The sequence below is a fragment of the Streptomyces sp. NPDC097107 genome (assembly GCF_044762405.1).
Lineage (GTDB): Bacteria > Actinomycetota > Actinomycetes > Streptomycetales > Streptomycetaceae > Streptomyces > Streptomyces thinghirensis.
Genome location: NZ_JBIWEF010000009.1, coordinates 373,682 through 394,501, shown reverse-complemented (window position 1 = coordinate 394,501; position 20,820 = coordinate 373,682). Strand labels below are relative to the sequence as shown.

The 20,820-nt window shown below is 72.7% G+C and carries 22 protein-coding genes and 1 pseudogene; 11 read left to right on the top strand and 12 right to left on the bottom strand.

What is annotated here, in order from left to right; genetic code table 11:
• Positions 1-963, bottom strand: a 963-nt coding sequence (locus ACIQ1J_RS23685) for a maltotransferase domain-containing protein (RefSeq protein ID WP_403559668.1), incomplete at its 3' end; no start/stop codon positions are given.
• Between the two features lie 52 nt (positions 964-1,015).
• Complete coding sequence (locus tag ACIQ1J_RS23680) at positions 1,016-1,288, bottom strand: DUF5133 domain-containing protein (protein ID WP_210961165.1); 273 nt, start codon at positions 1,286-1,288, stop codon at positions 1,016-1,018.
• 239 nt (positions 1,289-1,527) lie between these two features.
• On the opposite strand from ACIQ1J_RS23680, the gene ACIQ1J_RS23675 reads away from it, so the two are divergent.
• Together ACIQ1J_RS23675 and glgX are read left to right on the top strand one after the other, a co-directional pair.
• Complete coding sequence (locus tag ACIQ1J_RS23675) at positions 1,528-2,043, top strand: pep a2 (protein ID WP_403559664.1); 516 nt, start codon at positions 1,528-1,530, stop codon at positions 2,041-2,043.
• Positions 2,040-4,187, top strand: coding sequence for a glycogen debranching protein GlgX (gene glgX, locus ACIQ1J_RS23670; protein WP_403559661.1), 2,148 nt, complete (start codon positions 2,040-2,042; stop codon positions 4,185-4,187). The genes ACIQ1J_RS23675 and glgX overlap by 4 nt, the downstream gene beginning before the upstream one ends.
• A gap of 13 nt (positions 4,188-4,200) precedes the next feature.
• Here the strand turns inward: glgX and ACIQ1J_RS23665 are convergent, their stop codons facing one another.
• Entirely contained in the window at positions 4,201-5,001 is an 801-nt protein-coding gene (locus ACIQ1J_RS23665; RefSeq protein ID WP_403559658.1) for a VOC family protein, read from the bottom strand.
• Here ACIQ1J_RS23665 and ACIQ1J_RS23660 point away from each other — a divergent pair.
• Complete coding sequence (locus ACIQ1J_RS23660; protein WP_403559655.1) at positions 4,993-5,226, top strand: hypothetical protein; 234 nt, start codon at positions 4,993-4,995, stop codon at positions 5,224-5,226. The two genes, ACIQ1J_RS23665 and ACIQ1J_RS23660, sit on opposite strands and share 9 nt — an antisense overlap.
• A gap of 2 nt (positions 5,227-5,228) precedes the next feature.
• Positions 5,229-5,564, top strand: a complete 336-nt coding sequence (locus tag ACIQ1J_RS23655) for an ANTAR domain-containing protein (protein WP_210961170.1) — start codon at positions 5,229-5,231, stop codon at positions 5,562-5,564.
• A 1-nt stretch (position 5,565) separates the two neighbouring features.
• Here the strand turns inward: ACIQ1J_RS23655 and ACIQ1J_RS23650 are convergent, their stop codons facing one another.
• The gene (locus tag ACIQ1J_RS23650; protein ID WP_210961349.1) at positions 5,566-6,357 is read right to left on the bottom strand and encodes a SigB/SigF/SigG family RNA polymerase sigma factor; all 792 of its coding nucleotides are present in this window, start codon (positions 6,355-6,357) and stop codon (positions 5,566-5,568) included.
• 301 nt (positions 6,358-6,658) lie between these two features.
• Here ACIQ1J_RS23650 and ACIQ1J_RS23645 point away from each other — a divergent pair, with 301 nt between their 5' ends.
• Positions 6,659-7,183 carry a hypothetical protein gene (locus ACIQ1J_RS23645; protein WP_403559651.1) on the top strand — a complete coding sequence of 175 codons (525 nt, stop codon included), beginning with the start codon at positions 6,659-6,661 and terminating at the stop codon, positions 7,181-7,183.
• A gap of 18 nt (positions 7,184-7,201) precedes the next feature.
• Here ACIQ1J_RS23645 and hemC read toward each other — a convergent pair whose 3' ends face one another.
• The 4 genes from hemC to ACIQ1J_RS23625 form a co-directional block, all read right to left on the bottom strand.
• Positions 7,202-8,137 carry a hydroxymethylbilane synthase gene (hemC, locus tag ACIQ1J_RS23640; protein ID WP_403559649.1) on the bottom strand — a complete coding sequence of 312 codons (936 nt, stop codon included), beginning with the start codon at positions 8,135-8,137 and terminating at the stop codon, positions 7,202-7,204.
• Between the two features lie 75 nt (positions 8,138-8,212).
• Positions 8,213-8,986 carry an NPP1 family protein gene (locus tag ACIQ1J_RS23635; protein WP_403559647.1) on the bottom strand — a complete coding sequence of 258 codons (774 nt, stop codon included), beginning with the start codon at positions 8,984-8,986 and terminating at the stop codon, positions 8,213-8,215.
• Between the two features lie 144 nt (positions 8,987-9,130).
• Positions 9,131-10,111: an ATP-dependent DNA ligase gene (locus ACIQ1J_RS23630; protein ID WP_403559646.1), complete on the bottom strand. Its 981-nt coding sequence runs from the start codon at positions 10,109-10,111 to the stop codon at positions 9,131-9,133.
• A gap of 97 nt (positions 10,112-10,208) precedes the next feature.
• The gene (locus tag ACIQ1J_RS23625) at positions 10,209-11,693 is read right to left on the bottom strand and encodes an MFS transporter (RefSeq protein WP_403559644.1); all 1,485 of its coding nucleotides are present in this window, start codon (positions 11,691-11,693) and stop codon (positions 10,209-10,211) included.
• Between the two features lie 226 nt (positions 11,694-11,919).
• Between ACIQ1J_RS23625 and ACIQ1J_RS23620 the strand changes: the two genes are divergently transcribed.
• The 5 genes and pseudogenes from ACIQ1J_RS23620 to ACIQ1J_RS23600 all read left to right on the top strand — a co-directional run bounded on the left by ACIQ1J_RS23620 (position 11,920) and on the right by ACIQ1J_RS23600 (position 15,656).
• On the top strand, positions 11,920-12,576 hold the full coding sequence (locus ACIQ1J_RS23620; RefSeq protein WP_403559720.1) for a TetR/AcrR family transcriptional regulator: 657 nt from the start codon (positions 11,920-11,922) through the stop codon (positions 12,574-12,576).
• Between the two features lie 48 nt (positions 12,577-12,624).
• Positions 12,625-13,146, top strand: a complete 522-nt coding sequence (locus ACIQ1J_RS23615; protein ID WP_210961175.1) for a MarR family winged helix-turn-helix transcriptional regulator — start codon at positions 12,625-12,627, stop codon at positions 13,144-13,146.
• A gap of 127 nt (positions 13,147-13,273) precedes the next feature.
• Positions 13,274-13,654, top strand: a complete 381-nt coding sequence (locus ACIQ1J_RS23610) for a hypothetical protein (protein WP_403559642.1) — start codon at positions 13,274-13,276, stop codon at positions 13,652-13,654.
• Positions 13,651-14,118: a peroxiredoxin gene (locus tag ACIQ1J_RS23605; protein ID WP_210961177.1), complete on the top strand. Its 468-nt coding sequence runs from the start codon at positions 13,651-13,653 to the stop codon at positions 14,116-14,118. Before ACIQ1J_RS23610 ends, ACIQ1J_RS23605 begins: the two co-directional genes overlap by 4 nt.
• Before the next feature lie 60 nt (positions 14,119-14,178).
• Positions 14,179-15,656 (top strand): annotated as a pseudogene (locus ACIQ1J_RS23600) (SpoIIE family protein phosphatase).
• Positions 15,657-15,700: 44 nt separating this feature from the next.
• On the opposite strand, the gene ACIQ1J_RS23595 reads toward ACIQ1J_RS23600, so the two are convergent.
• On the bottom strand, positions 15,701-16,363 hold the full coding sequence (locus ACIQ1J_RS23595; protein ID WP_403559717.1) for a DNA polymerase ligase N-terminal domain-containing protein: 663 nt from the start codon (positions 16,361-16,363) through the stop codon (positions 15,701-15,703).
• 53 nt (positions 16,364-16,416) lie between these two features.
• On the bottom strand, positions 16,417-17,247 hold the full coding sequence (locus ACIQ1J_RS23590; protein WP_403559639.1) for an aldo/keto reductase: 831 nt from the start codon (positions 17,245-17,247) through the stop codon (positions 16,417-16,419).
• Between the two features lie 176 nt (positions 17,248-17,423).
• Here ACIQ1J_RS23590 and ACIQ1J_RS23585 point away from each other — a divergent pair, with 176 nt between their 5' ends.
• Positions 17,424-18,401 carry a TauD/TfdA family dioxygenase gene (locus ACIQ1J_RS23585; protein ID WP_210961181.1) on the top strand — a complete coding sequence of 326 codons (978 nt, stop codon included), beginning with the start codon at positions 17,424-17,426 and terminating at the stop codon, positions 18,399-18,401.
• Between the two features lie 4 nt (positions 18,402-18,405).
• On the opposite strand, the gene ACIQ1J_RS23580 is transcribed toward ACIQ1J_RS23585, so the two are convergent.
• Together ACIQ1J_RS23580 and ACIQ1J_RS23575 are read right to left on the bottom strand one after the other, a co-directional pair.
• Positions 18,406-19,908: a metallophosphoesterase family protein gene (locus tag ACIQ1J_RS23580; protein ID WP_403559637.1), complete on the bottom strand. Its 1,503-nt coding sequence runs from the start codon at positions 19,906-19,908 to the stop codon at positions 18,406-18,408.
• A gap of 99 nt (positions 19,909-20,007) precedes the next feature.
• The gene (locus ACIQ1J_RS23575; RefSeq protein WP_403559635.1) at positions 20,008-20,763 is read right to left on the bottom strand and encodes a dienelactone hydrolase family protein; all 756 of its coding nucleotides are present in this window, start codon (positions 20,761-20,763) and stop codon (positions 20,008-20,010) included.
• Positions 20,764-20,820: the final 57 nt, after the last annotated feature.

The window sequence follows — 20,820 nt, the reverse complement described above, 5'->3', positions numbered from 1 at the left end:
GACCCAGGGGTGGTCGGGGGAGCACTGGAGGGCGAAGTCGAGGGCGACCTCCATGTCCAGGCGGGCGGCTTCGGCGACGAAGTGGTCGAAGTCGTGTATCGTGCCGAGCCGGGGGTGGACGGTGTCGTGGCCGCCTTCGGGGGAGCCGATGGCCCAGGGGACGCCGACGTCGTTGGGGGTGGCGGAGAGGGTGTTGTTGCGGCCTTTGCGGTGGGTGGTGCCGATGGGGTGGACGGGTGGGAGGTAGACGACGTCGAAGCCCATCGCGGCGATGGCGGGCAGCCGGCGGGCGGCGGTGCGGAAGGTGCCGTGGGGTTGCCCGGGGGTGCCCTCGGAGCGGGGGAAGAACTCGTACCAGGCGCCGTACAGGGCGCGTTCGCGCTCCACGAGCAGGGGCAGCGGGTCGGAGGTGGTGACCAGCTCCCGCAGCGGATGCCGGGCCAGTACCGCGTCCGCCTCCGGCGTCAGCGCCGCCGCCAAACGGGTGGCCACCGGCAGCGTGTCGTCGAGCAGGGCGGCCGCGGCGGCCAGCACCACGGCGCGCCCGGCGCTCTTCGGCACACCCGCGGCGGCCCGCCGGTACAGCTCGGCGCCCTCCTCCAGGACCAGGCCGGTGTCGATACCGGCCGGGATCTTGATGCGCGCGTGGTGCTTCCAGGTGGCGACGGGGTCGCTCCACGCCTCCACCCGGTAGGTCCAGTCGCCCGGGGCGCCCGGGGTGACCTCGGCGCCCCAGCGGTCGCTGCCCGGGGCCAGCTCCCGCATCGGCGTCCACGGACCCGGCCGGCCCTCGGGGTCCTTCAGCACGACGTTGGCGGCGACCGCGTCGTGCCCCTCGCGGAACACGGAGGCGGTGACCTGGAACGTCTCTCCGGCCACCGCTTTCGCCGGGCGCCTGCCGTACTCCACCACCGGGTGGACGTCCCGTACCGGGATACGTCCGATCCCCACGGTCGCACTCATCCGTTCTCACCTCCGCCGTGCTCGGGGCCGGGCCGCAGCCCGGCCGTTCGGGTCAAGCCGCGCCGGAGGGGGTCTTCCGCCCCGACGGGGAGAGCCGGTCCGTCCGTCCCTGCGCGTGGGTGACCAGGTTCGTTCGCAGATACCGTTCGGCGGCGTCCGCGGCCTCACGTGCGCACCGCTTTCCCATCAGCACGCAGAGGGTGTAGCCGGAGTCCTCGAAGGTGGACCGGACGCCCACGTCCGCCGGGGACGCGAGCATCGAGCGTTCCCAGGCGCGGTAACGCCGCAGCTGCCGGGCGACTTCGCTCTTCGCGGGAAGCAGCATGGCCGGTCACCTTCCGGACGGTCCGGGGGTACGGACGATCGAGTTCTTCACACATGGTGCACGGGTGGTGACGCGCCGTCTTGTTGGATCTTCAACTGCTTTCTCGTGTTGCACGAATGGACTACTGCTCTCACTCTGGAGTGACTCAGAAGCGATCAGTGCTCACGCTTCGTATTCGGGGAGCTCGTCCCCCAAGGGGCGAGGAGGAGCGAGAGCTTTCGCGGTGAGGAGCCACGACGATGAAGACCGCAGTGCCCTGCTACTACCACCTCGACGTGGAAGTGAGCCCGGAACGGGTCGGACAGGTCAGGCGCATCCTGGCCGCTCACCTCCGGTTCTGGAACCTGGAGAACCTCGTCGAACCCGTCTGCTCGGGCGCCGAAATGCTGCTTCGGGCGATCGACGAGCACGCGAGCGACAAGAACACGTCGATCGAGATGTGGTGGAACCACCAGCACCTCATCACGGCCGTGGGGGGCAACGACCACGCGCTCCGTCCCGACCAGGACCTGCGCACCTGCCTGCAGCACCTCGCCGCCACCAGCGACGGCTGGGGCTGCTGCGCCGCCGACACCGGGGCCAAGGTGATCTGGTTCTCGCAGCGCGCCCGGGCCGGCGAACGCGTCCCGCTCGTGGCGACATCGCCGGAGCCGATCACCCAGGAGGGGCTGGAAGTGCCGCGAGAGACCATGCCGGTGGCCCGGGTGGCCGGTCCGGCCAGCAGGACGAACGGCATTCTGGAGGAGGCCCGGTGACCCGCGCCAGGCCGAACTGGAAGGGGTCGCCCGTGTGGAGCGGGCACCCCTATCCCCTGGGGGCCGCGTACGACGGACAGGGCACCAACTTCGCACTGTTCAGCGAGGTCGCCGAACGCGTCGACCTCGTCCTCGTCGACGACGACGGCACCCACAGCACCGTCCCGCTGCCCGAGGTCGACGGCTTCGTCTGGCACTGCTACCTGCCCGGCGTCGGCCCGGGGCAGCGCTACGGTTACCGGGTCCACGGTCCGTGGGCCCCGGCCGTGGGCCACCGCTGCAACCCGGCGAAGCTGCTCCTCGACCCGTACACCCGGGCCGTGGACGGAATGGTGGACAACCACGCCTCTCTCTTCGAGCGGGCCAGGGGCAGGGCCGACCCGGGGGACAGCGCCGGGCACACCATGCTCGGCGTGGTCACCGACCCGTTCTTCGACTGGGGCGACGACCGCCCGCCGGGGCGCCCGTACTCGGAGAGCGTGATCTACGAGGCGCACGTCCGCGGACTCAGCCGCACCCACCCCGACGTGCCCGAGGAACTGCGCGGCACCTATGCCGGGTTGGCGCACCCGGCGGTCGTGGAACACCTGACGTCCCTGGGCGTGACCGCCGTGGAGCTGATGCCGGTGCACCAGTTCGTGCACGACGGCCACCTCCAGGACCGGGACCTGTCCAACTACTGGGGCTACAACACCATCGGCTTCTTCGCCCCGCACAACGGCTACGCCGCCCACGGCACCCGCGGGCAGCAGGTCAACGAGTTCAAGTCGATGGTCAAGGCCCTGCACGAGGCCGGCCTCGAAGTGATCCTCGACGTGGTCTACAACCACACCGCCGAGGGCAACGAGAAGGGCCCCACCCTCTCCTTCCGCGGCATCGACAACGCCTCCTACTACCGCCTGGTGGACGGCGACTGGCAGCACTACTACGACACCACCGGCACCGGCAACAGCCTCCTGATGCGCCACCCCTACGTGCTCCAGCTGATCATGGACTCGCTGCGGTACTGGGTCACCGAGATGCACGTCGACGGCTTCCGCTTCGACCTCGCCGCCACCCTGGCCCGGCAGTTCCACGAGGTGGACCGGCTGTCGGCGTTCTTCGACCTCATCCAGCAGGACCCGGTGATCAGCCGCGTCAAGCTGATCGCCGAGCCCTGGGACCTCGGCGAGGGCGGCTACCAGGTGGGCAACTTCCCGCAGCTGTGGTCGGAGTGGAACGGCATGTACCGGGACGCGGTACGGGACTTCTGGCGCGGCGAGGAGCACACGCTCGGCGAGTTCGCCTCCCGGCTGACCGGCTCCTCCGACCTGTACCAGCACAGCCGGCGCCGCCCCCGTGCCAGCGTCAACTTCGTGACCGCGCACGACGGGTTCACCCTGCGCGACCTCGTCTCCTACAACGACAAGCACAACGAGGCCAACGGCGAGGGCAACCGGGACGGCGAGAGCCACAACCGGTCCTGGAACTGCGGGGCCGAGGGCGAGACCAAGGACCCGGCCGTCCGGGAGCTGCGCGGCCGCCAGCAGCGCAACTTCCTCGCCACGCTGCTGCTCTCGCAGGGCATCCCGATGCTCTGCCACGGCGACGAACTGGGCCGCACCCAGCGCGGCAACAACAACGCCTACTGCCAGGACAACGACATCTCCTGGGTCGACTGGCGGCTGAACGGGGAACAGCGCGCGCTGCTGGACTTCACCCGGCGCGTCATCGCGCTGCGGGCCGGTCATCCCGTGCTGCGCCGGCGCCGCTACTTCCGCGGCGACACCCCCACCCACGCGGACCAGCCGCTGCCCGACCTGGTGTGGCTGCTGCCCGACGCGCGGGAGATGACCGACGACGACTGGCAGCGCTCCGACGCGCACGCCGTCGGCGTCTTCCTCAACGGCGACGCCATCGCCGAACCCGACCCGTGCGGCCGTCCGGTCGAGGACGACTCCTTCCTGCTGCTGCTCAACAGCCACTGGGAGCCGACGGCCTTCCGGCTGCCCGACGCCACCTACGGCGAGCGCTGGGCGACCCTGATCGACACCGCCGACCCGGAGGGCGTCCCCGACGAGGCGGAGCACAAGGCGGGCACCGTGGTGACCGTCGAGCAGCGCAGTCTGGTGCTGCTCTCCCGGCCCTCCCGCACCGGCCGGTGAGCAGCCCGTGAGGTCAGCTGCCGAGGCGGCGCTCGGTCACCGTGAACTGCGCGCCGTCGGCGTCCCGGAGCACGGCCTCGGCACTGCTCACGGACAGCACGCTGCCACCGTGCTGCTCCGCGGTGCGGGCGCAGGCCGCCACGTCCTCGACGGCGAAGTGCACCTGCCAGTGCGGCCGGATGGCCGGGTCGGGCGCCGCTCCCAGGGCGCCCGACTCGATGCGCGCCACCACGTCGCCCTGGCTGCGCAGGACCACCTCGTCGCCCTCGTACTGGACCTCGCAGCAACCGTCGGGCCCCGCCCAGTCGAAGATCTCGCCGTAGAAGATGGCGGCGTCGAAGGCGTCACGGGTGTGCAGCCGGATGAAGGCGGGGCGCGAGGTGCGCCAGGTCTCCCAGTCCGAGAACAGCTCGCCCTCCCAGATCCCGAAGGTCGCGCCGTCCCGGTCGGCCAGCAGGGCCGCCCGCCCGGGCGGGAGGGAGATCGGCCCGACCGCGGACGTGCCGCCGCGCTCCTGCACCCGGGACGCGGCCTCGTCGGCGCTGCGCACGGCGAAGTACGGCGTCCACGCCACCGCCATCTGCCACATCGCGGCGACCGCGGCGATCCCGGCGACCGGCACCCCGTCGGCCAGGGCGATCCGGAAGGGCTCGCCCAGCTTGCCGGTCCGCCACTGCCAGCCCAGCACGGCGGAGTAGAACTCCTCGGTGGCCTTCAGATCACGGCTGGTCAGACTCACCCAGCAGGGAGCCCCGAACACGGAGTGCGTGGACAGGAGGCTCTCGCCGGCGGGGAAGGGCATGTCGTGGTTCATGGCAGTCGCGTCCTGGTCTCGTCCACCGGCAGCCACCGGCTCCACACCAGTGTCCGGCCGGGAGTGCGGCGGGCGCCTGCCGAGTACCCCGGGCGCGGCGCCGAAACGGTGGCGGACGATCCCCGGGAGGCCCGGTGGCGCGAGGAGGCGCAGGTGGCGACGATGGATGCGTCGGAGCGGCACCGCGCCGCACAGGCGGCGGTGGCCCGCCGGATCCGGAGGTGATCATGCCCACGGACTGGGGCTCGGACCAGACCGGCTCGGACCAGGTCTTCCAGCTGCAGGAGCAGGTCCGGCAGCTGAAGGAGGCGGTCGTCTCGCACGCGGTCGTCGACCAGGCGATCGGGATGGTCGTCGTCCTCGGCAGGGTGACGCCGGACGAGGGATGGATCGTCCTGAAGGAAGTTTCCCAGCATACGAACATCAAACTGCGCAATGTGGCAGAAATGATACTCATCTGGGGGCGCACCGGAGTGATGCCGCCGGAGATCCGGGCCGCCCTCGAGGGCGCGCTGGACCGGCACGGCCCGACGCAGATTCCCGGTGCCGCACCAGGGGTCTGAGTCAGCGGGCCTCCGCGAGGATCTCGTCGCGGATCCGGTCGAAGCAGCCGCTGAGCAGCCGGGAGACGTGCATCTGGGAGATGCCGAGCTGCTGTGCGATGCGGCTCTGCGTCATGCCACCGAAGAAGCGCAGGTAGAGGATGGTGCGCTCGCGTTCGGGCAGCGCCTCCAGACAGGGCCGGACGGCCACCCGGTCCACCACCGCGTCGAAGGCCGGATCCGGCCCACCGAGCGCGTCCCCGAGGGCGTACCCGTCGGTGCCGGGCATCTCCGCCTCCAGCGACAGCGCGGAGAAGCACTCCAGGGCCTCCATGCCGGTGCGGACCTCGACCGTGGTCAGCTGCGCGTGGTCGGCGATCTCCTCGATGGTGGGGGCGCGTCCCGGCGTGGTCTGTGCCAGCTCCTTCGTGGATTTGCGCACCCGGTTGCGCAGGTCCTGGATCCGCCGCGGCACGTGCAGGGTCCACATGTGGTCGCGGAAGTGCCGCTTGATCTCGCCGGTCACGGTCGGCACGGCGTACGCCTCGAAGGCGTGGCCGCGCTCCGGGTCGTAGTGGTCGACGGCCTTGACCAGGCCGAGGGCGGCCACCTGGTAGAGGTCCTCCAGGTTCTCGCCGCGGCCCCGGAAGCGGACCGCGATCCGCTCGGACATGGGCAGCCAGACCTGGATCAGTTCGTCCCGCAGGGCCTTGCGCTCCGGGCCCTCGGGCAGCCGCGCGAGCCGGCCGAAGGCCGCGGCCGTGTCGGGAGCGTCGTCGTGCGGATGGGGCTTGGTTCTGCCGGCGATACGCATCATGCGCACCTCCCTCAGCAGGGGTGCGGGCGAGTCCTCATATATATGGATACTGAGCGCGATTGCCCCGGACGGCCACCCGAACGGCTGCGGACCGGTGAGCGAGACGGCGCCGCAGCCGAACGTGATGTGCGGCACGCTCTGGGTGATCGTCCGCAGAGGGCGTCGGCGGATACTTCCTGCGCAACGCTTGATCGCTGATCAAAAGGGGTGAAGTCCCTGGCCACAGCGCATTCCGCTCATTTGACAGTGCACTGAGCGCACAGATAGGAAGCAGCGTCGAGAGGTCGAGAGGGGCACCGTGTACGAGCCGAACGTGGTCGGGGACTGGCAGGAGTACGACGAGCACACCGGCCTGCGGGTCCGCGTCCACCGACTTGAGCCGGCCGAGCCGCCGCGTGGACGCGACGACGCCGCCGAGGGGCTCACGTACTTCTGTGTCCGGGTGACCGTCGAGAACCGGGGCTCCCGGCACCTCGGCATTCACCTGGAGGACGGCCAGATCGACGTGCGGATCGGCCCCGACGGGGAGAGTGCCTTCCTCGACTGGCGCAACTCCCAGTTCGTCGAGGGCTTCGACGTGTACCCGCTGCGCCGGGCCACCGCCGTGCTCTACGCGGCCGGCCCGGAGGCGAGCCTTTGCCAGGTGGACGTCCAGGTGCAGTTGCGGGTGGACGAGGAGTGGGCCGACCGCCGGCTGTGGACCGGCGGTCTCGGGCTGCACGACGGCAGCGCCGGGACCCTTGCCGGCACGGTGCGTGACGACGGGCTGGCGCACCAGGTGAGCGCCTTCCTGCGGGGCCAGGCGGAGGAGGGCTCCGCCTGATCCCCGGCCGGCGGCGCCTCAGTGCGCGATGCCGTCGATGATCTCGCGGGCGCCCTGACGCAGCAGGGCCACGGCGACCGACGTGCCGAGCGTCGCCGGGTCGAGCCGGCCGGCCCACTCGTGGGCGTTGAGCCGGGTCTTGCCGTCCGGGGTGAAGACGCAGGCCCGCAGGGAGAGTTCCCCGCTCCGGTCCACGCGGGCGTACCCGGCGATCGGGCTGTTGCAGTGCCCCTGCAGCACGTGCAGGAACATGCGTTCCGCCGTCGCCTCCCGATGGGTCCCCGGATGGCCGAGGCCGCTGACCGCGTCGATGAGGGCGGTGTCGCCCTCGCGGCACTGCAGGGCGAGGATGCCGGCGCCGATCGGCGGCATCATCGTCTCGGGGGAGAGGACCTCGCTGATCACGTCACGGCGGCCGATGCGCTCCAGGCCGGAGACCGCGAGGAGCAGGGCGTCCGCCTCGCCGGCGGCCAGCTTCGCCAGCCGCCGGTTGGCGTTGCCCCGGAACGGCACGCACTGGAGGCCGGGGTGGGTGGCGGCCAGCTGGGCGACGCGGCGCACCGAGGAGGTGCCGACGCGGGTGCCGGCCGGAAGCTGGTCCAGGGTGAGCCCGTCCGGATGGATCAGCGCGTCCCGGATGTCGTCCCGCTCGAGGAACGCGGCGAACACCGTGCCCGCCGGCAGCGGCCGGTCGGCGGGCACGTCCTTGACGCAGTGCACCGCCAGGTCGGCCTCGCCCGACAGCAGCGCGGCATCGACCTCCTTGGTGAACGCGCCCTTGCCCTCCACGAGCGACAGGTCGCCGAGCCACTTGTCGCCGGTGGTCTTCACCGGTACGACCTCGGTGCGCACGCCGGGGTGGAGGGCCGCCAACTCGGCCCGGACGCGCTCGACCTGCGCCAGGGCCATGGGGGAGTCGCGGGAGACGATGCGGATCAGTTCGGGGACGGACATGCGGACACGATAGTGCTCCCGGGGGCGAGCCGGTGGCCGGGTTCGCTCGACCGGCCCCGGCCGGCCGCGGTCGCCTCAGGCGTTCGGGTCGAAGGAGACGCCGGAGGGCTTGGCGGCCGCCAGGTGGGAGGCGAAGCTGCCGTCCTTCAGGCCGAAGTTGGCGCTGCCGAAGTCGTAGGAGACCAGCTTCTCGCGCAGGCCGGCCGGATAGCCGTTCCAGCCGACCAGCGCCGGGTACTGCCAGCCGCCCCTGTGGTTCTCCGGCGGCTCGTCGCCCGGGGTCGCCGGGCGGAAGCAGTGGGTGCTGATGCCGTCCTTGTGGTAGACGATCTTCGGATGTGAGCCGTCGAAGCGGACCGCCGACCTCGCGTGCACGCTGAACGAGCCGTGGTTCGAGGTCGAGACGTACTCCACGGTGCCGTCCCGCACCCACACCACGACGTGCTCCCAGTCGTGCCGGTGACCGCCGAGGCTGCTGCCGGGCAGCGCCTGGTCCTTCTCGAAGTAGAGGCCGTACATGTAGGCGCACCAGCCGTTGTCGCACTTGGCGCGCGAGTAGCCGTTGGTGTTGTCCAGGTCGGCGGCGTCCCGGCAGTTGCCGCTCAGGGCGCCGGTCGGCTTGAGCCCGCCGTTGACCGCTCCGTCGGAGCCGATGGCCGGTGTGGGGTAGCAGCCGTCGGTGTCGTAGTCGTAGGCGGGCTGGTATGCCCGCTCCAGGCTGTCGGCGTTGCCGGGCAGCCCCGGGGGCGGAGCGGCGAAGGCGGTGGCGGGGAAGGCGACGACGAGGGCGAGGGCACCGAGCGGTGCGGCGAGCCATCTCTTGCGGCGGGTTCCGGCGGTACGAGACACCGCGTCCTCCTCTGATTCCGGGCGCAGCCCAACGGCTGTGGAGGGAAAGGGAGTTCAGGGTCCCGCTTTTCCACTTCCGGGCCAAGGGGTCACGTGCGTCCCCGCGGTGAAGGGCAGCCCAATACTTGACCCGGCGTCACACGGTCACACCATGTCGTCCGGGACGTCGGCGGCCGACTCCTCGGGTGCGAGGTCCGGGCGGAGCCTGAGCCAGGACGGCTGGCGCAGCATGCCCTCGCGAGTGCGGGTGCTGTAGCGGACCTCGCCGACCAGCCGGGGGACGACCCAGCGCGCTCCCGGTACCGGTGGTGCGGGGTCGAAGGGGCACACGTCGCTCGCGGCGGCCCCCAGCAGCGCCGCCAGCTCGGTGCGCTCGGCCGCGCTCCAGCCGGTGCCGACCCCGCCGACGTAGCGCAGCCGGCCCGCGGCGCGCTGGCCCACCAGGACGGCGCCCGGCAGGCCCGAGAGCCGTCCCTTGCCGGGCAGCCAGCCGCCGACCACGACGTCCTCGCTGCGCATGTTGCGGATCTTGATCCAGGCCCGGGAGCGGGCCCCCGGCTCGTACGCCGAGTCCAGCCGTTTGCAGACCAGGCCCTCCAGGCCGTGCTCGCGGGTGGCCCGCAGCGCCTGCTCCCCGTGGCCGACCAGTGCGGCCGGGGTCGACCAGGACGGCCCGCCGAGACCGAGGCCCGTCAGCTGTTCACGGCGGTGGGCGTAGGGGAGGCGCAGGAGGGGACGGCCGGCCAGGTGCATGGCGTCGAACAGCACCAGGTGGACGGGGGCCTTCAGCGCCCGGTGCGCCGCCCGGCCCGGGGCGTGCGCCAGGCCCATGCGGGACTGCAGCAACTGGAAGTCGGCGCGGCCCTGTTCGTCCAGGGCGAGCACCTCCCCGTCCAGTACGGCGGCGGTGGAGCCGAGCGCGGTACCGAGCGGTGCCAGTTCGGGGTAGGCGGCCGTGATGTCGCGGCCGGAGCGGGCGCGCAGCCGCACACTGCCGTCGCCGGGCAGGTAGACCACCACGCGCTGGCCGTCCTGCTTGGTCTCGTAGGCCCAGTGCGCGTCCTGCGCGGCGGACGGCAGGGTGCCTGGGGTGGCGAGCATGGGAGGGATCAGCGGCAGCTCCACGGGTCAGTTCTCGACCCGCCCGTGCGCCGTCACGCGCGTTGTCCGCCAGGTTCGCCTGAACGGCGCCGGCCCCGGGGCGGGACCGGCGCCGTCGCCGTCAGCGGACGGAGGTGGTGGTCTCAGCCTCGACGCCGGCGGCCGGTGCCGTGTGCGCCGGACCGGTGGCGGGGCGGTGCCGCGGGATGAACGACGCGATCACGAAGGCGAGCAGGGCGGCGCCCGCGCCGATCGCCATGACGACCTTGAACGCGTTCTCGGACGGCAGGGCGAAGCCGCCGGGGCTGACGGTCATCTGGGCCAGGATCACGCCGGCGATGGCGCTGGCGACCGACGTACCGATGGACCGCATGAGGGTGTTCAGGCTGTTGGCGGCGGCCGTCTCGCCGGCCGGCACCGCACCCATGATCAGGGCCGGCATGGCGCCGTAGGCGAAGCCGATGCCCGCGCTGATGACGCAGGAGACCAGCACCAGGTGCCACAGCTGGGACATCAGCACGATGTTCAGCCCGTAGCCGGCCGCGACGATCAGGGCGCCGATCATCAGGGTCACCTTCGGGCCCCGGGACTTGGAGACCTTCGCGGAGACCGGGGCGAACGTCATCATCACCAGACCGGACGGCGCCATCACGAGGCCCGCGGCCAGCAGCGAGCGGCCCAGGCCGTAACCGGTGGCCTCGGGCAACTGCAGGAGCTGCGGAAGCACCAGGGACATCGCGAACATCGAGAAGCCGATGGCTATGGACGCGAGGTTGGTGAACAGCACCTGACGGCGGGCGGTGGTGCGCAGGTCCACCAGCGGCTGCGGGGTACGCAGCTCCCACCAGCCCCACACCAGCAGGATCACCACGGCCGCCGCGAACAGGCCGAGGGTGGTGCCACCGGTCCAGCCCCAGTCGGCGCCCTTGGAGATCGCCAGCAGCAGGGACACCAGACCGGCCGCCATGCCGATGCCGCCGATCAGGTCGAAGCGGCCACCGGTGCGCACCGCCGATTCGGGCACGAGCGCCAGCACCAGCACCAGCACGACGGCGCCGAGCGTGCCGGAGAGCCAGAACAGCATGTGCCAGTCGAGGTTGTCCGCGATCAGCGCGGCGGCGGGCAGGCCGAGCGCGCCGCCGACTCCGAGAGAGGCGCTCATCACGGCGGTGGCGCCGGCCAGCCGCTCGGCGGGCAGTTCGTCGCGCATGATGCTGATGCCGAGCGGGATCACGGCGGCGGACAGGCCCTGCATGGCGCGGCCGACGACCATCGGCACCAGCGTGTCGCTCAGGGCGCAGACCGCCGAGCCGGCGATCAGCAGCACCAGGCTGAGCAGCAGCATCCGCCGCTTGCCGGCCATGTCGCCGAGCCGGCCGACCACCGGAGTGGCCACCGCCGCGGCGAGCAGCGTGGCGGTCACCGCCCAGGCCGCGTCCGAGGCCGGTGCGTCCAGGAGCTTGGGCAGCTCCGGCACGATCGGGATGACCAGGGTCTGCATCAGCGAGACGACGATCCCGGCCAGGGCCAGTACCGCCACCACGGCGTTCGGCCGCGGCGCGGCGGCCGTCTCGGCGCCGGTGGGTCTGGCGGGGGATGCGGGCATGAAGGTGCCTTTCGAGGATGTGCGCGAAACCGGAGCGAACTTTTAAGTCAGTCGCTTGAAGTATCCTACGAGGCGTGGGACGGACCCGCTCGTCCGGGCCGAGCGGCGCGACCGGTCCACGGTTGCGTAGGCTTCCGTGAGGACTCGCCGCACGACGGCGGACCTGCGACGACTCCAGGGACTGGCCGTCGCCGGATGTGAGGCAGGTCCCGGCGCGGTGGTGATCATGGCGGGCAGGACGGTACGGACGGAACAGGTCGGCGCGACCCGGCAGCTGATCCTGACCACCGCCGAGCGGCTGTTCGCCGAGCACGGGGTGTACGCGGTCTCCAACCGCCAGGTCAGCGAGGCCGCGGGACAGGGCAACAACGCCGCGGTCGGCTACCACTTCGGCACCAAGTCCGACCTCGTCCGCGCCATCGCCCAGCGGCACTCGGAACGCGTCGAGGACCTGCGGGCGCGGCAGTTGGCCGCCCTCGGCCAGTCGGCGGTCCTGCGCGACTGGGTGGACTGCCTCGTGCGGCCGCAGTTCGATCATCTGGCGGCGCTGGGCAGCCCCACCTGGTACGCGCGGTTCTGCGCCCAGGTCATGACCGACCCGGCGCTGCGGCAGATCATGACCGAGGAGTCCCGCGCCTCCGCCTCACTGCGCGAGATCATCGCGGGGCGCAACCGGTGCATGCCGGCGCTGCCGGGAGAGGTCCGGGCGGAGCGGGGCGACATGGCGCGTCATCTCATCGTGCACGTGGCGGCCGAACGGGAGCGAGCCCTCGCCGAAGGGCGTCCCACTCCCCGCGCCAGTTGGCAGGAGGCCGCCGACGGGCTGGTCGACGCGATCGTGGGCATGTGGCTGGCGCCCGTGACGTCCCGGGGCGGGGTGTGACGAGCGGGCGTTTACTTGCGTTACGCAATGAGATGCTAAAGTGGTCGTATGCCCACATCCCCGCTCCCCGGCGGTCCCGCGTCCCCCGAGGTGACCGAGATCGAGCGAGCGCTCACCCGGGTCACCTATCTGAGCACGCGGCAGCGGCAGCACGACCGGCTGATGGCCCTCGCGGACGTGCCGCTCGACCGGGCCGCCGTGGCACTGCTGCGGCAGGTGGCCGACTCCGAGCCGCTGCGCCCGGGTGAGCTGGCGGCCCGGCTGGGCGTGGAGGCCTCGCACGTCACGCGCACGGTGCAGCAGTTGCAGCGGACCGGGTACGCCAGCCGCGTCCCCGACCCCGACGACCGCCGCGCCCAGCGCATCGAGCTGACCGAGACGGGCCGTCAGGCCGTCGCGCGCCTGCGCGAGGCCGGAGCCCGCGGCATGCAACTGGCCCTGGCCGACTGGTCCCCCGAGGAGCTGCGGCAGCTCGCCACCCTCTTCCACCGCATGGTCGACGACTTCCTCGGCTACGCGGCGGACGAGGAGCCCGAGGTTCGGCCCACGGCACCGGCGGGGACCGCCTGACGGATGCGCCCACCGTGCGGACGCCCCGTCGTGCGGCCGTGCCGCCGTGCGCGAACCCGGTACTCGCGTCGCCTCCCCGCCCTTACCGTCGAGTAATATCGCGCGGCAGGCCCCCAGAGGAGGAACCGTGTCCCGGTCCGAACGCTCACCCCTGCTGCTCGCCGGCCTGCTGGCCACCGCGGGCGTCGCCCACTTCGCCCGCCCTGGCACGTTCGACTCGATCGTGCCGCGCGGCCTGCCCGGCGCGCCCCGGGCATGGACGTACGCCAGTGGCGTCGCCGAACTGGCGCTCGCCGCGGGCATCGCACTGCCGCGCACCCGCAGGGCCGCCGCGCTGACCACGGCCGCCTTCTTCGTCGGAGTCTTCCCGGCCAACGTCAAGATGGCCGTGGACTGGCGGCACCGCCCCGCACCGCAGAAGGCCGCCGCCTACGGCCGGCTCCCCGTGCAGGTGCCGCTCGTGCTGTGGGCCCGCAGCGTCGCCAAGGGCAGCGAGGGCCGGTCGTGAGCGCGGCCCCGGCCGTGGGTGACACGGTCGACGACTTCACGCTCCCGGACGAGACCGGCACCCCGCGCCGCCTGTCCGAGCTGCTCGCCGACGGCCCGGTCGTGCTGTTCTTCTACCCGGCCGCCCTGACCCCCGGCTGCACGGCGGAGGCCTGCCACTTCCGCGACCTCGCCGCCGAGTTCGCCGCGGTCGGAGCCCGCCCCGTCGGGGTCAGCGGGGACTCCGTCGAACGGCAGCAGGAGTTCACCGGGCGTCACACCCTCGGCATGCCGCTGCTGTCCGACGCCGACGGCGCGGTCCGCGCGCTGTTCGGAGTGAAACGCGGGTTCAGCCTGGCCCCCACCAAGCGGGTCACCTTCGTCATCGGGAAGGACCGCACCCTGCTCGAGGTCGTCCGCAGCGAGCTGAGGATGAACACGCACGCCGACCGCGCCCTGGCCGCACTGCGCGCACACCAGGGGTAGCGGCCCGCTCCCGCTCCGTCGCGGTTGAAACCGTGCCGCATAGGGGCAATCCTGGAGGTTATGGAGCATCCCTCCGCTGTGGCGACCCTGGACACCCACGGCACGGTGACGGGGTGGAGCGAGGGCGCCCGGCGGCTGACCGGTTACCCGGCCGAGGAGGCCGTGGGCCGGGCCGCCCGGGAGCTGCTGGCCGAGGATGTGCCGGCGGACGTCCTGGCCGCCCTGTCCGGCACCGTTCGGACGCGACACCGGGACGGCACTCTCGTCGCGCTCGGCCTGCGGGCCCGCGCCCTGACGGGCGCCGACGGCAGGCCCGCGGGATACGCCGTCACCGTCGAACCGTCCGGCGGCGGGCGGGCCTCGCCGGCGGAGCTGGCCTTCGAGCAGGCGGCCATGTCGATGTCCGTCTTCGACACCCGCCAGCACTACCTGCGGCTCAACGAGGTGGCGTGCCAGGTGCTGGGCGTGTCGGAGGAGGAGTTGACCGGCCGTTACTTCTCGGACTCCGTCGAGGACGCCGAGCACAGCCGGGGCTTCCTGCACCACCTGCGCCAGGTCGCCGAGACGGGCCGGCCCGCGCGCTACGAGAGCTTCACGGGCGCGCCGGCCCTCAACCGCGACCACGCCTGGACCACCGAGATGTGGCCCGTGCGGGACGCCTCCGGCGAGCTGCTGGGGTCGACCTGCCCCCCGACGAACTCCTCACCCACCTCGACGACCTCATCACCCACGTCGTGGCCGACGACTCGGGCGACGACGTCGCGGAACTGGGCGCCACCTGCCTGTACGCCGTCTACGACCCCGTCTCCCGCTGCCTGTCCCTGGCCGCGGCCGGCCACCCCGCGCCGGCCGTCGTCCTGCCCGACGGCACCGCGCGGCTCGTCCGCATGACCGCCGGGCCGCCGCTCGGTGTCGGCGGGCTGCCGTTCGAGGCGGCCGAGCTGGAACTGCCCGAGGGCTCCGTCGTCGCCCTGTACACCGACGGCCTCGTCGAGGACCGCGACCGCGACGTCGACCACGCCACCGCGGAACTGTGCCGGGCGCTGACCGCCCCCGCCAACTCGCTCGACGCCCTGTGCGACACCGTGCTCAAGGCGGTCATGCCGGAGCAACCCGGTGACGACGTGGCGCTGCTGCCGGCCCGTACGCGTGCGCTGGGCACGGACCAGATCCGCACCTGGGACGTCCAACCGGACCCCTCGCACGTGGCCGCCACCCGGCGGTCCGTCACCGAGCAGTTGACGGAGTGGGGACTGGACGAAGCCGCCTTCGTCACCGAACTGGTCGTCAGCGAACTCGTCACCAACGCGATCCGGTACGGCGAGCCGCCCATCCAGCTGCGCCTCATCCGCGACAGCGCCCTCATCTGCGAGGTCTGTGACGGCAGCTCCACCTCACCGCACCTGCGCCGGGCCCACGCCTACGACGAGGGCGGGCGGGGCCTGCTGCTGGTCGCCCAGCTCACCCGGCGCTGGGGCAGCCGGCAGACAGGCACCGGCAAGATTATCTGGGCCGAGCAGCCCCTGCCCGCGGACTGAACGGGACTCGCCGGAGCGGCACCCCCGCGCGGCGCCGTCCCGTGCTATCCCTCGCGGTCCTGTGCGGCGACCCGCGCGAGCGTGCGGCCGGTCCGTGCGGACCGGGCGCGCCGAGGGTCGGGTGTACCGTGCGCCCGGGGCCCGCCGCCGGCCGTCCTCACGAGGAGCCACGCCTCCTCGCTGTCGTCCGCATTACCACCGCGGAACCGGGTCAGCGCGTACTCGCCGCGCAGTTTCGCACCGTGCAGCCGGAACCTGGCGTGGCCGCGCGCGAGCGACTCCCCGAAGTCCACCGGCCGTCCCCGGCGGTCATGGCTCAGCGGCTCGTAGGTGCCGTGGTCCCAGACGATGACCGTGCCGCCTCCGTACTCGCCCGCGGGGATCACGCCCTCGAACTCCTCGTACTCCAGCGGATGGTCCTCCGTCGGCACGGCGAGCCGCTTGTCGCTCGGGTCCGCCGACGGCCCCTTCGGCACCGACCAGGACTTCAGCACGTCGGCCACCTGGAGCCGGAAGTCGAAGTGCAGGGTGCTCGCGTCGTGGATCTGCACGACGAAGCGGGGCGCCGCCTCCCCGGGTCCCTCCGAGGACGCGGCACGTCCCGCCTCCCCGGGTCCCTCCGAGGACACCGCACGCCCCGCCGGCTCACCGGTCCGGCCGAAGTCACGCCTGCCGCGGTAGTCCCGCAGCCCGTTCCCCTCGCCCACCACCTGCGGCTCCTTCCCGGGAGATGTGTGCCGACGGGGGCCGGGTACCCCGGTCAGAACTCCTCGTGCACCTCCGGGTCGCCGCCGATCCGCCGGTGCGCGCGGTCCGCGACCGTGCGCATCTGGCCGGCGTCCAGTCCGAAGCCGAAGACGTCGAGGTTCGCCCGCTGCCGCGCGGGGTCGGAGGACTTCGGGATGGGCACCGCGCCGAGCTGGGTGTGCCAGCGCAGCACTGCCTGGGCGGGCGTCACGCCGTGCGCGTCGGCGACCTCGACCAGGGCCGGATCGTCCAGCAGGTCGCTGCCGCGTCCCAGCGGGCTCCAGCTCTCGGTGCGGATGCCCTTGCGCTCGTGGAAGGCGCGCAGCTCGTCCTGCGGGAAGAGCGGGTGCAGCTCGATCTGGTTGACGGACGGCAGGACGCCGGTCTCCTTCTCCAGCCGTTCGATGTGCCCTTCAGTGAAGTTGGAGACGCCCACCGACCGTACGAGGCCGTCCTCGCGCAGCTTGACCATGGCCTTCCAGGAGTCGACGTACTTGTCCACGCGGGGCAGCGGCCAGTGGATCAGGTACAGGTCGACGTACTCGAGCCCGAGCCTGGCGCGGGACTCCTCGAACGAGGCGAGGGTCTCCTCGTAGCCGTGGTGCCGGCCGGGCAGCTTGGTCGTCACCACGATCTCCTCGCGGGGAACCCCGCTGCCGGCCAGGCCGCGGCCGACGCCGGTCTCGTTGCGGTAGTTCGTCGCCGTGTCGATCAGGCGGTAGCCGGTCTCCAGGGCCTCGCGGACCGCCCGCTCCGCCTCGTCGTCCGTCATCGGCCAGGTACCCAGCCCCAGGGCCGGGAGCGGGGTGCCGTCGTTGAGCGTGTGCGTCGGGATGCTGATCACCGTGGGACCTTCCCTAGACCGTGTACGGCGGGTGTGCCGCCCGTCCAGCGTCGCCCACGGGGCGGGTGGTGATCAACCGGACGGCGCGGGAGGGGGTCTGCCACGATTTCCGTTGGAGCCGACACGCACGAAACGGCCGACGGCCGACGGCCGACCGACCGACCAACGGAGCGCGCATGACGACGGACAGGGCAACGGCGGAACGTACGGCGGCCGAAGCGGCCGGGATCGAGGTGAAACCGGTCGCCGGGCACATCGGCGCCGAGATCCACGGCGTCGACCTGGCCGGCGGCCTCGGCGCGGCACAGGTAGCGGCGGTCCGGGCGGCGGTGCTGCGCTGGAAGGTGGTGTTCTTCCGCGACCAGCGCCTCGACCACGCCGGACACGTCGCGTTCGCACGCCTCTTCGGCGAACCGGTCGTCCTGCCCCGGCGCGGCAAGGCGTCGCCGGCCGACTTCCCGGAGGTCGAGACGACTGCCGACCGGCTGGAGCTGGGCGGGCGGTTCGGGATGGAGCACGACGAGTGGCTGCGGCGCCGGCGCCACACGCTGCTGCGCGGCTGGCACTGCGACCACGGCGCCCGCGTCGACCCGCCGGCCGCCACGATCCTGCGCGCCGAGACGGTCCCGCCGTACGGCGGCGACACCACCTGGTCGAACCTCGCCGCCGCCTACGCCGGTCTGTCCGCCCCGATGCGCGCCTTCGTCGGCACACTGCGCGCCGAACACCGCCTCGGCGTCGGCTACCAGCCCCGGCCGGGCGACGACGCCTACGTCCGCCACCTGCTCGACCACCAGACCGCGACCGTGCACCCGCTGGTCCGCGTCCACCCCGAGACGGGGGAGCGGGTGCTGTTCGTCAACGGCTACTACGTCGAGCAGATCGCCGGGCTCTCCCGCCCCGAGAGCGCGGCGGTCCTCCAGTTGCTGGTGGAGCAGGCGACCCGGCCCGAGTACACCGTCCGCTTCCGCTGGGAGCCGGGCAGCGTCGCCTTCTGGGACAACCGGGCCACCATCCACCTCGCCCCGAGCGACAACGCCCACCTCGACCACCCCCGGACCATGCACCGCGTGATGCTCGCCGGCGACGTACCGGCCGGAGTCGACGGCACCCCCTCGGAGGCGATCGCCGGCAGCGGACCGGGACGCTGGTGAGCCGTCAGACGAGCGGGATCGTCACCTCGTCCTCGACCGGCGGATCCAGCTCCTGGGCCCGGTTGCCGGTGGCGGCGTAGCAGCGCAGCCGGACGGCGTCCGGGGCGACGTCCAGACGCAGGAAGCACTTGAAGAAGGGCGGGTCGTACGTCGCCGAACTCGGCGAGAACAGCTGCGTGTAGATCTTGCGCACGGGCAGCCGGAACCGCTTTCCGCGATCGGGCCGCCGTCCGGTGCCCAGCAGCCCGGCGACCAGCCTGGTGCGCCGGGTGACCCGCGCGGCCGTACCCGGGGCGCGGGCCGGGCGGATGCCGAGGCGTTCGGTGATCACGGCCGTCGCCTCGGCCTCCGTGAGGGTGAAGAAGCGGCGCAGTCGCAGCCGGCGGCCGTACAGCCGGCTGTAGAAGGCGAGGGAGTCGCCGCGCAGCGGGTAGCAGCGGAAGTCCCGCTCGTCGACGCCGGCCACCGAAACGCGGGGGATGGTGTGGGTGGCGTGCATGAACGCCCCGCCGCCGCCCGCGACGACGTACTGGACGGTGCGGCCGTCCACGTCGACCGGATAGCGCTGGTAGTTGTGGATGTCGCCGCCTATCGCCGCGACGTAGTGGTGGTCGGGGTCGCGCACGAGGTCGTCGACCGTGCCGCCGCCCTCCATGGGGCACGGGTGGTGCTCGCCGTCCACGTACAGGGGCGAGCCGGTGACGAGGATCTTCGGCCGCGGGCCTCGGGACACCTCCCGCAGCCACGCGCCCTGTTCGGCGTCGACCGTGCCCAGCAGCCCCGTGTCGATGCCGATGATCCGCACCGGTCCGGCGTCGATCGCCCAGTACGGTCCGGGCTGGGCGGCCTGCTGCGCGGGCGCGGACCGCAGCTCGCGCGCCTCGTCCAGGTGCCGGCCGTCGTCCGGGCGCGGCCGGTGCCACAGCAGGGACCGCAGCCAGGCGGGAGTGAGGGGGCGCGGCACGGGCTCCGGCGGCAGCGGCGGGGCGTCGTCGCAGAAGACGCGCATGAAGCCGCCCAGGTCCTCGTACCAGTCGTGGTTGCCCGGTATCGCGTATATGGGTGCCGGATAGTCGCGGTACGGGCGGAAGAACTTCGTGCCGTAGTCGTCGGCACTGCCCACCGGGTAGATCACGTCGCTGGCGAGGACGGCGAAGCGCGTGTCCTGACCAGCCTTCAGCAGGCCGGGGACGACGGCGTACTGCGGGTCGTCGCCCTCCCCGGTGTCGCCGATCACAAGGAAGGAGAACCGGTCCGGGTCGTCGCGCCGGATCACCTTGTCGGCCGGCGCCCCGTCCGCCGTCCGCCGCGCCACCCAGCGGCCCCGGGTCCGGCCCGTGGGGTCCCCGAACCAGGAGGCGAGCACGCCGTTGCGGGCGGCCCACAGCGTTCTCGGACTCAGCCAGGACAGCTTCTCGGTGCGCTGCGGCATGAGTGCTCGGTAGGCGCCGCGCCCGGCGGAGCCCCAGCCGGCGCCTTCGGCGGTATCACGTGAGGAGTCAGACACCCGGGCACGGTAACAAGGCCCGGGGCGGGCGGGGGCGGGCCCGTCGCGGGGAGCCCCGTCAACTCCCGCCCCGGCACCGCTGTTTCGCAACCGTCCGGATCAGAACGTGCGCTTCAGGAGGTCCAGCAGCGCCGCCCAGTGCCGCTCGGTCGCCTCCGGGTCGTACGCCGCGGTATCGGCCTGCGTGTAGCCGTGGGGGGCGTCGCCGTACACCTCACAGCGGTGCCGGACGCCGGCCGCGGTCAGCGCCGCCGCCAGGCGCTCCTGCTGCTGGGGCGGCATGGACCCGTCGTGGTCCGCGTGGCCGAAGTACAGCTCGGCGGTGATGTTTCTGGCCACCAGGTGCGGGCTCTGCGGTCCCTCGGTCGCCAGGTTCCCGCCGTGGAAGCCGGCCGCCGCCGCGACCCGGTCCGGATACGTGCCGGCCGTGCGCAGGGCGAGCCCGGCGCCCATGCAGTAGCCGGTCAGCGCGACCGGGCCGTCGGCCGCCGCCGGGCAGTCCGCGAGCCACCGCAGGTAGGCCCCGGCGTCCCGCATCGCCCGGTCGGGCGTCAGCGACCGCATGCTCGGGCCGAGGCGCTGGAAGATGTCCGGCCGGGCCCCCGGGTCGATGAACTCGGGCAGTTCCACCACCGGCGCCCGCCCGTGCCGGTGGAAGACGTTGGGGACCAGGACCGTGTACCCGGCACCGGCCAGCCGGTCGGCCATGTTCCGCAACTGCGGGCGCAGTCCGAAGACGTCCATGTAGAGCAGGACCGCGGGATGCGGGCTCCCGTCGGCGGGATGCGTGAGGTAGGCGTCGGCGGTGCCCTCGCCGGTGGCGACGTCGACGGCTGTTCCCTGTACGGCGGCCATGGGGGACTGCCTTTCTGTCGTGCCTCGGTGCCCGATCCGCCGGCGTCACCGGCGGAT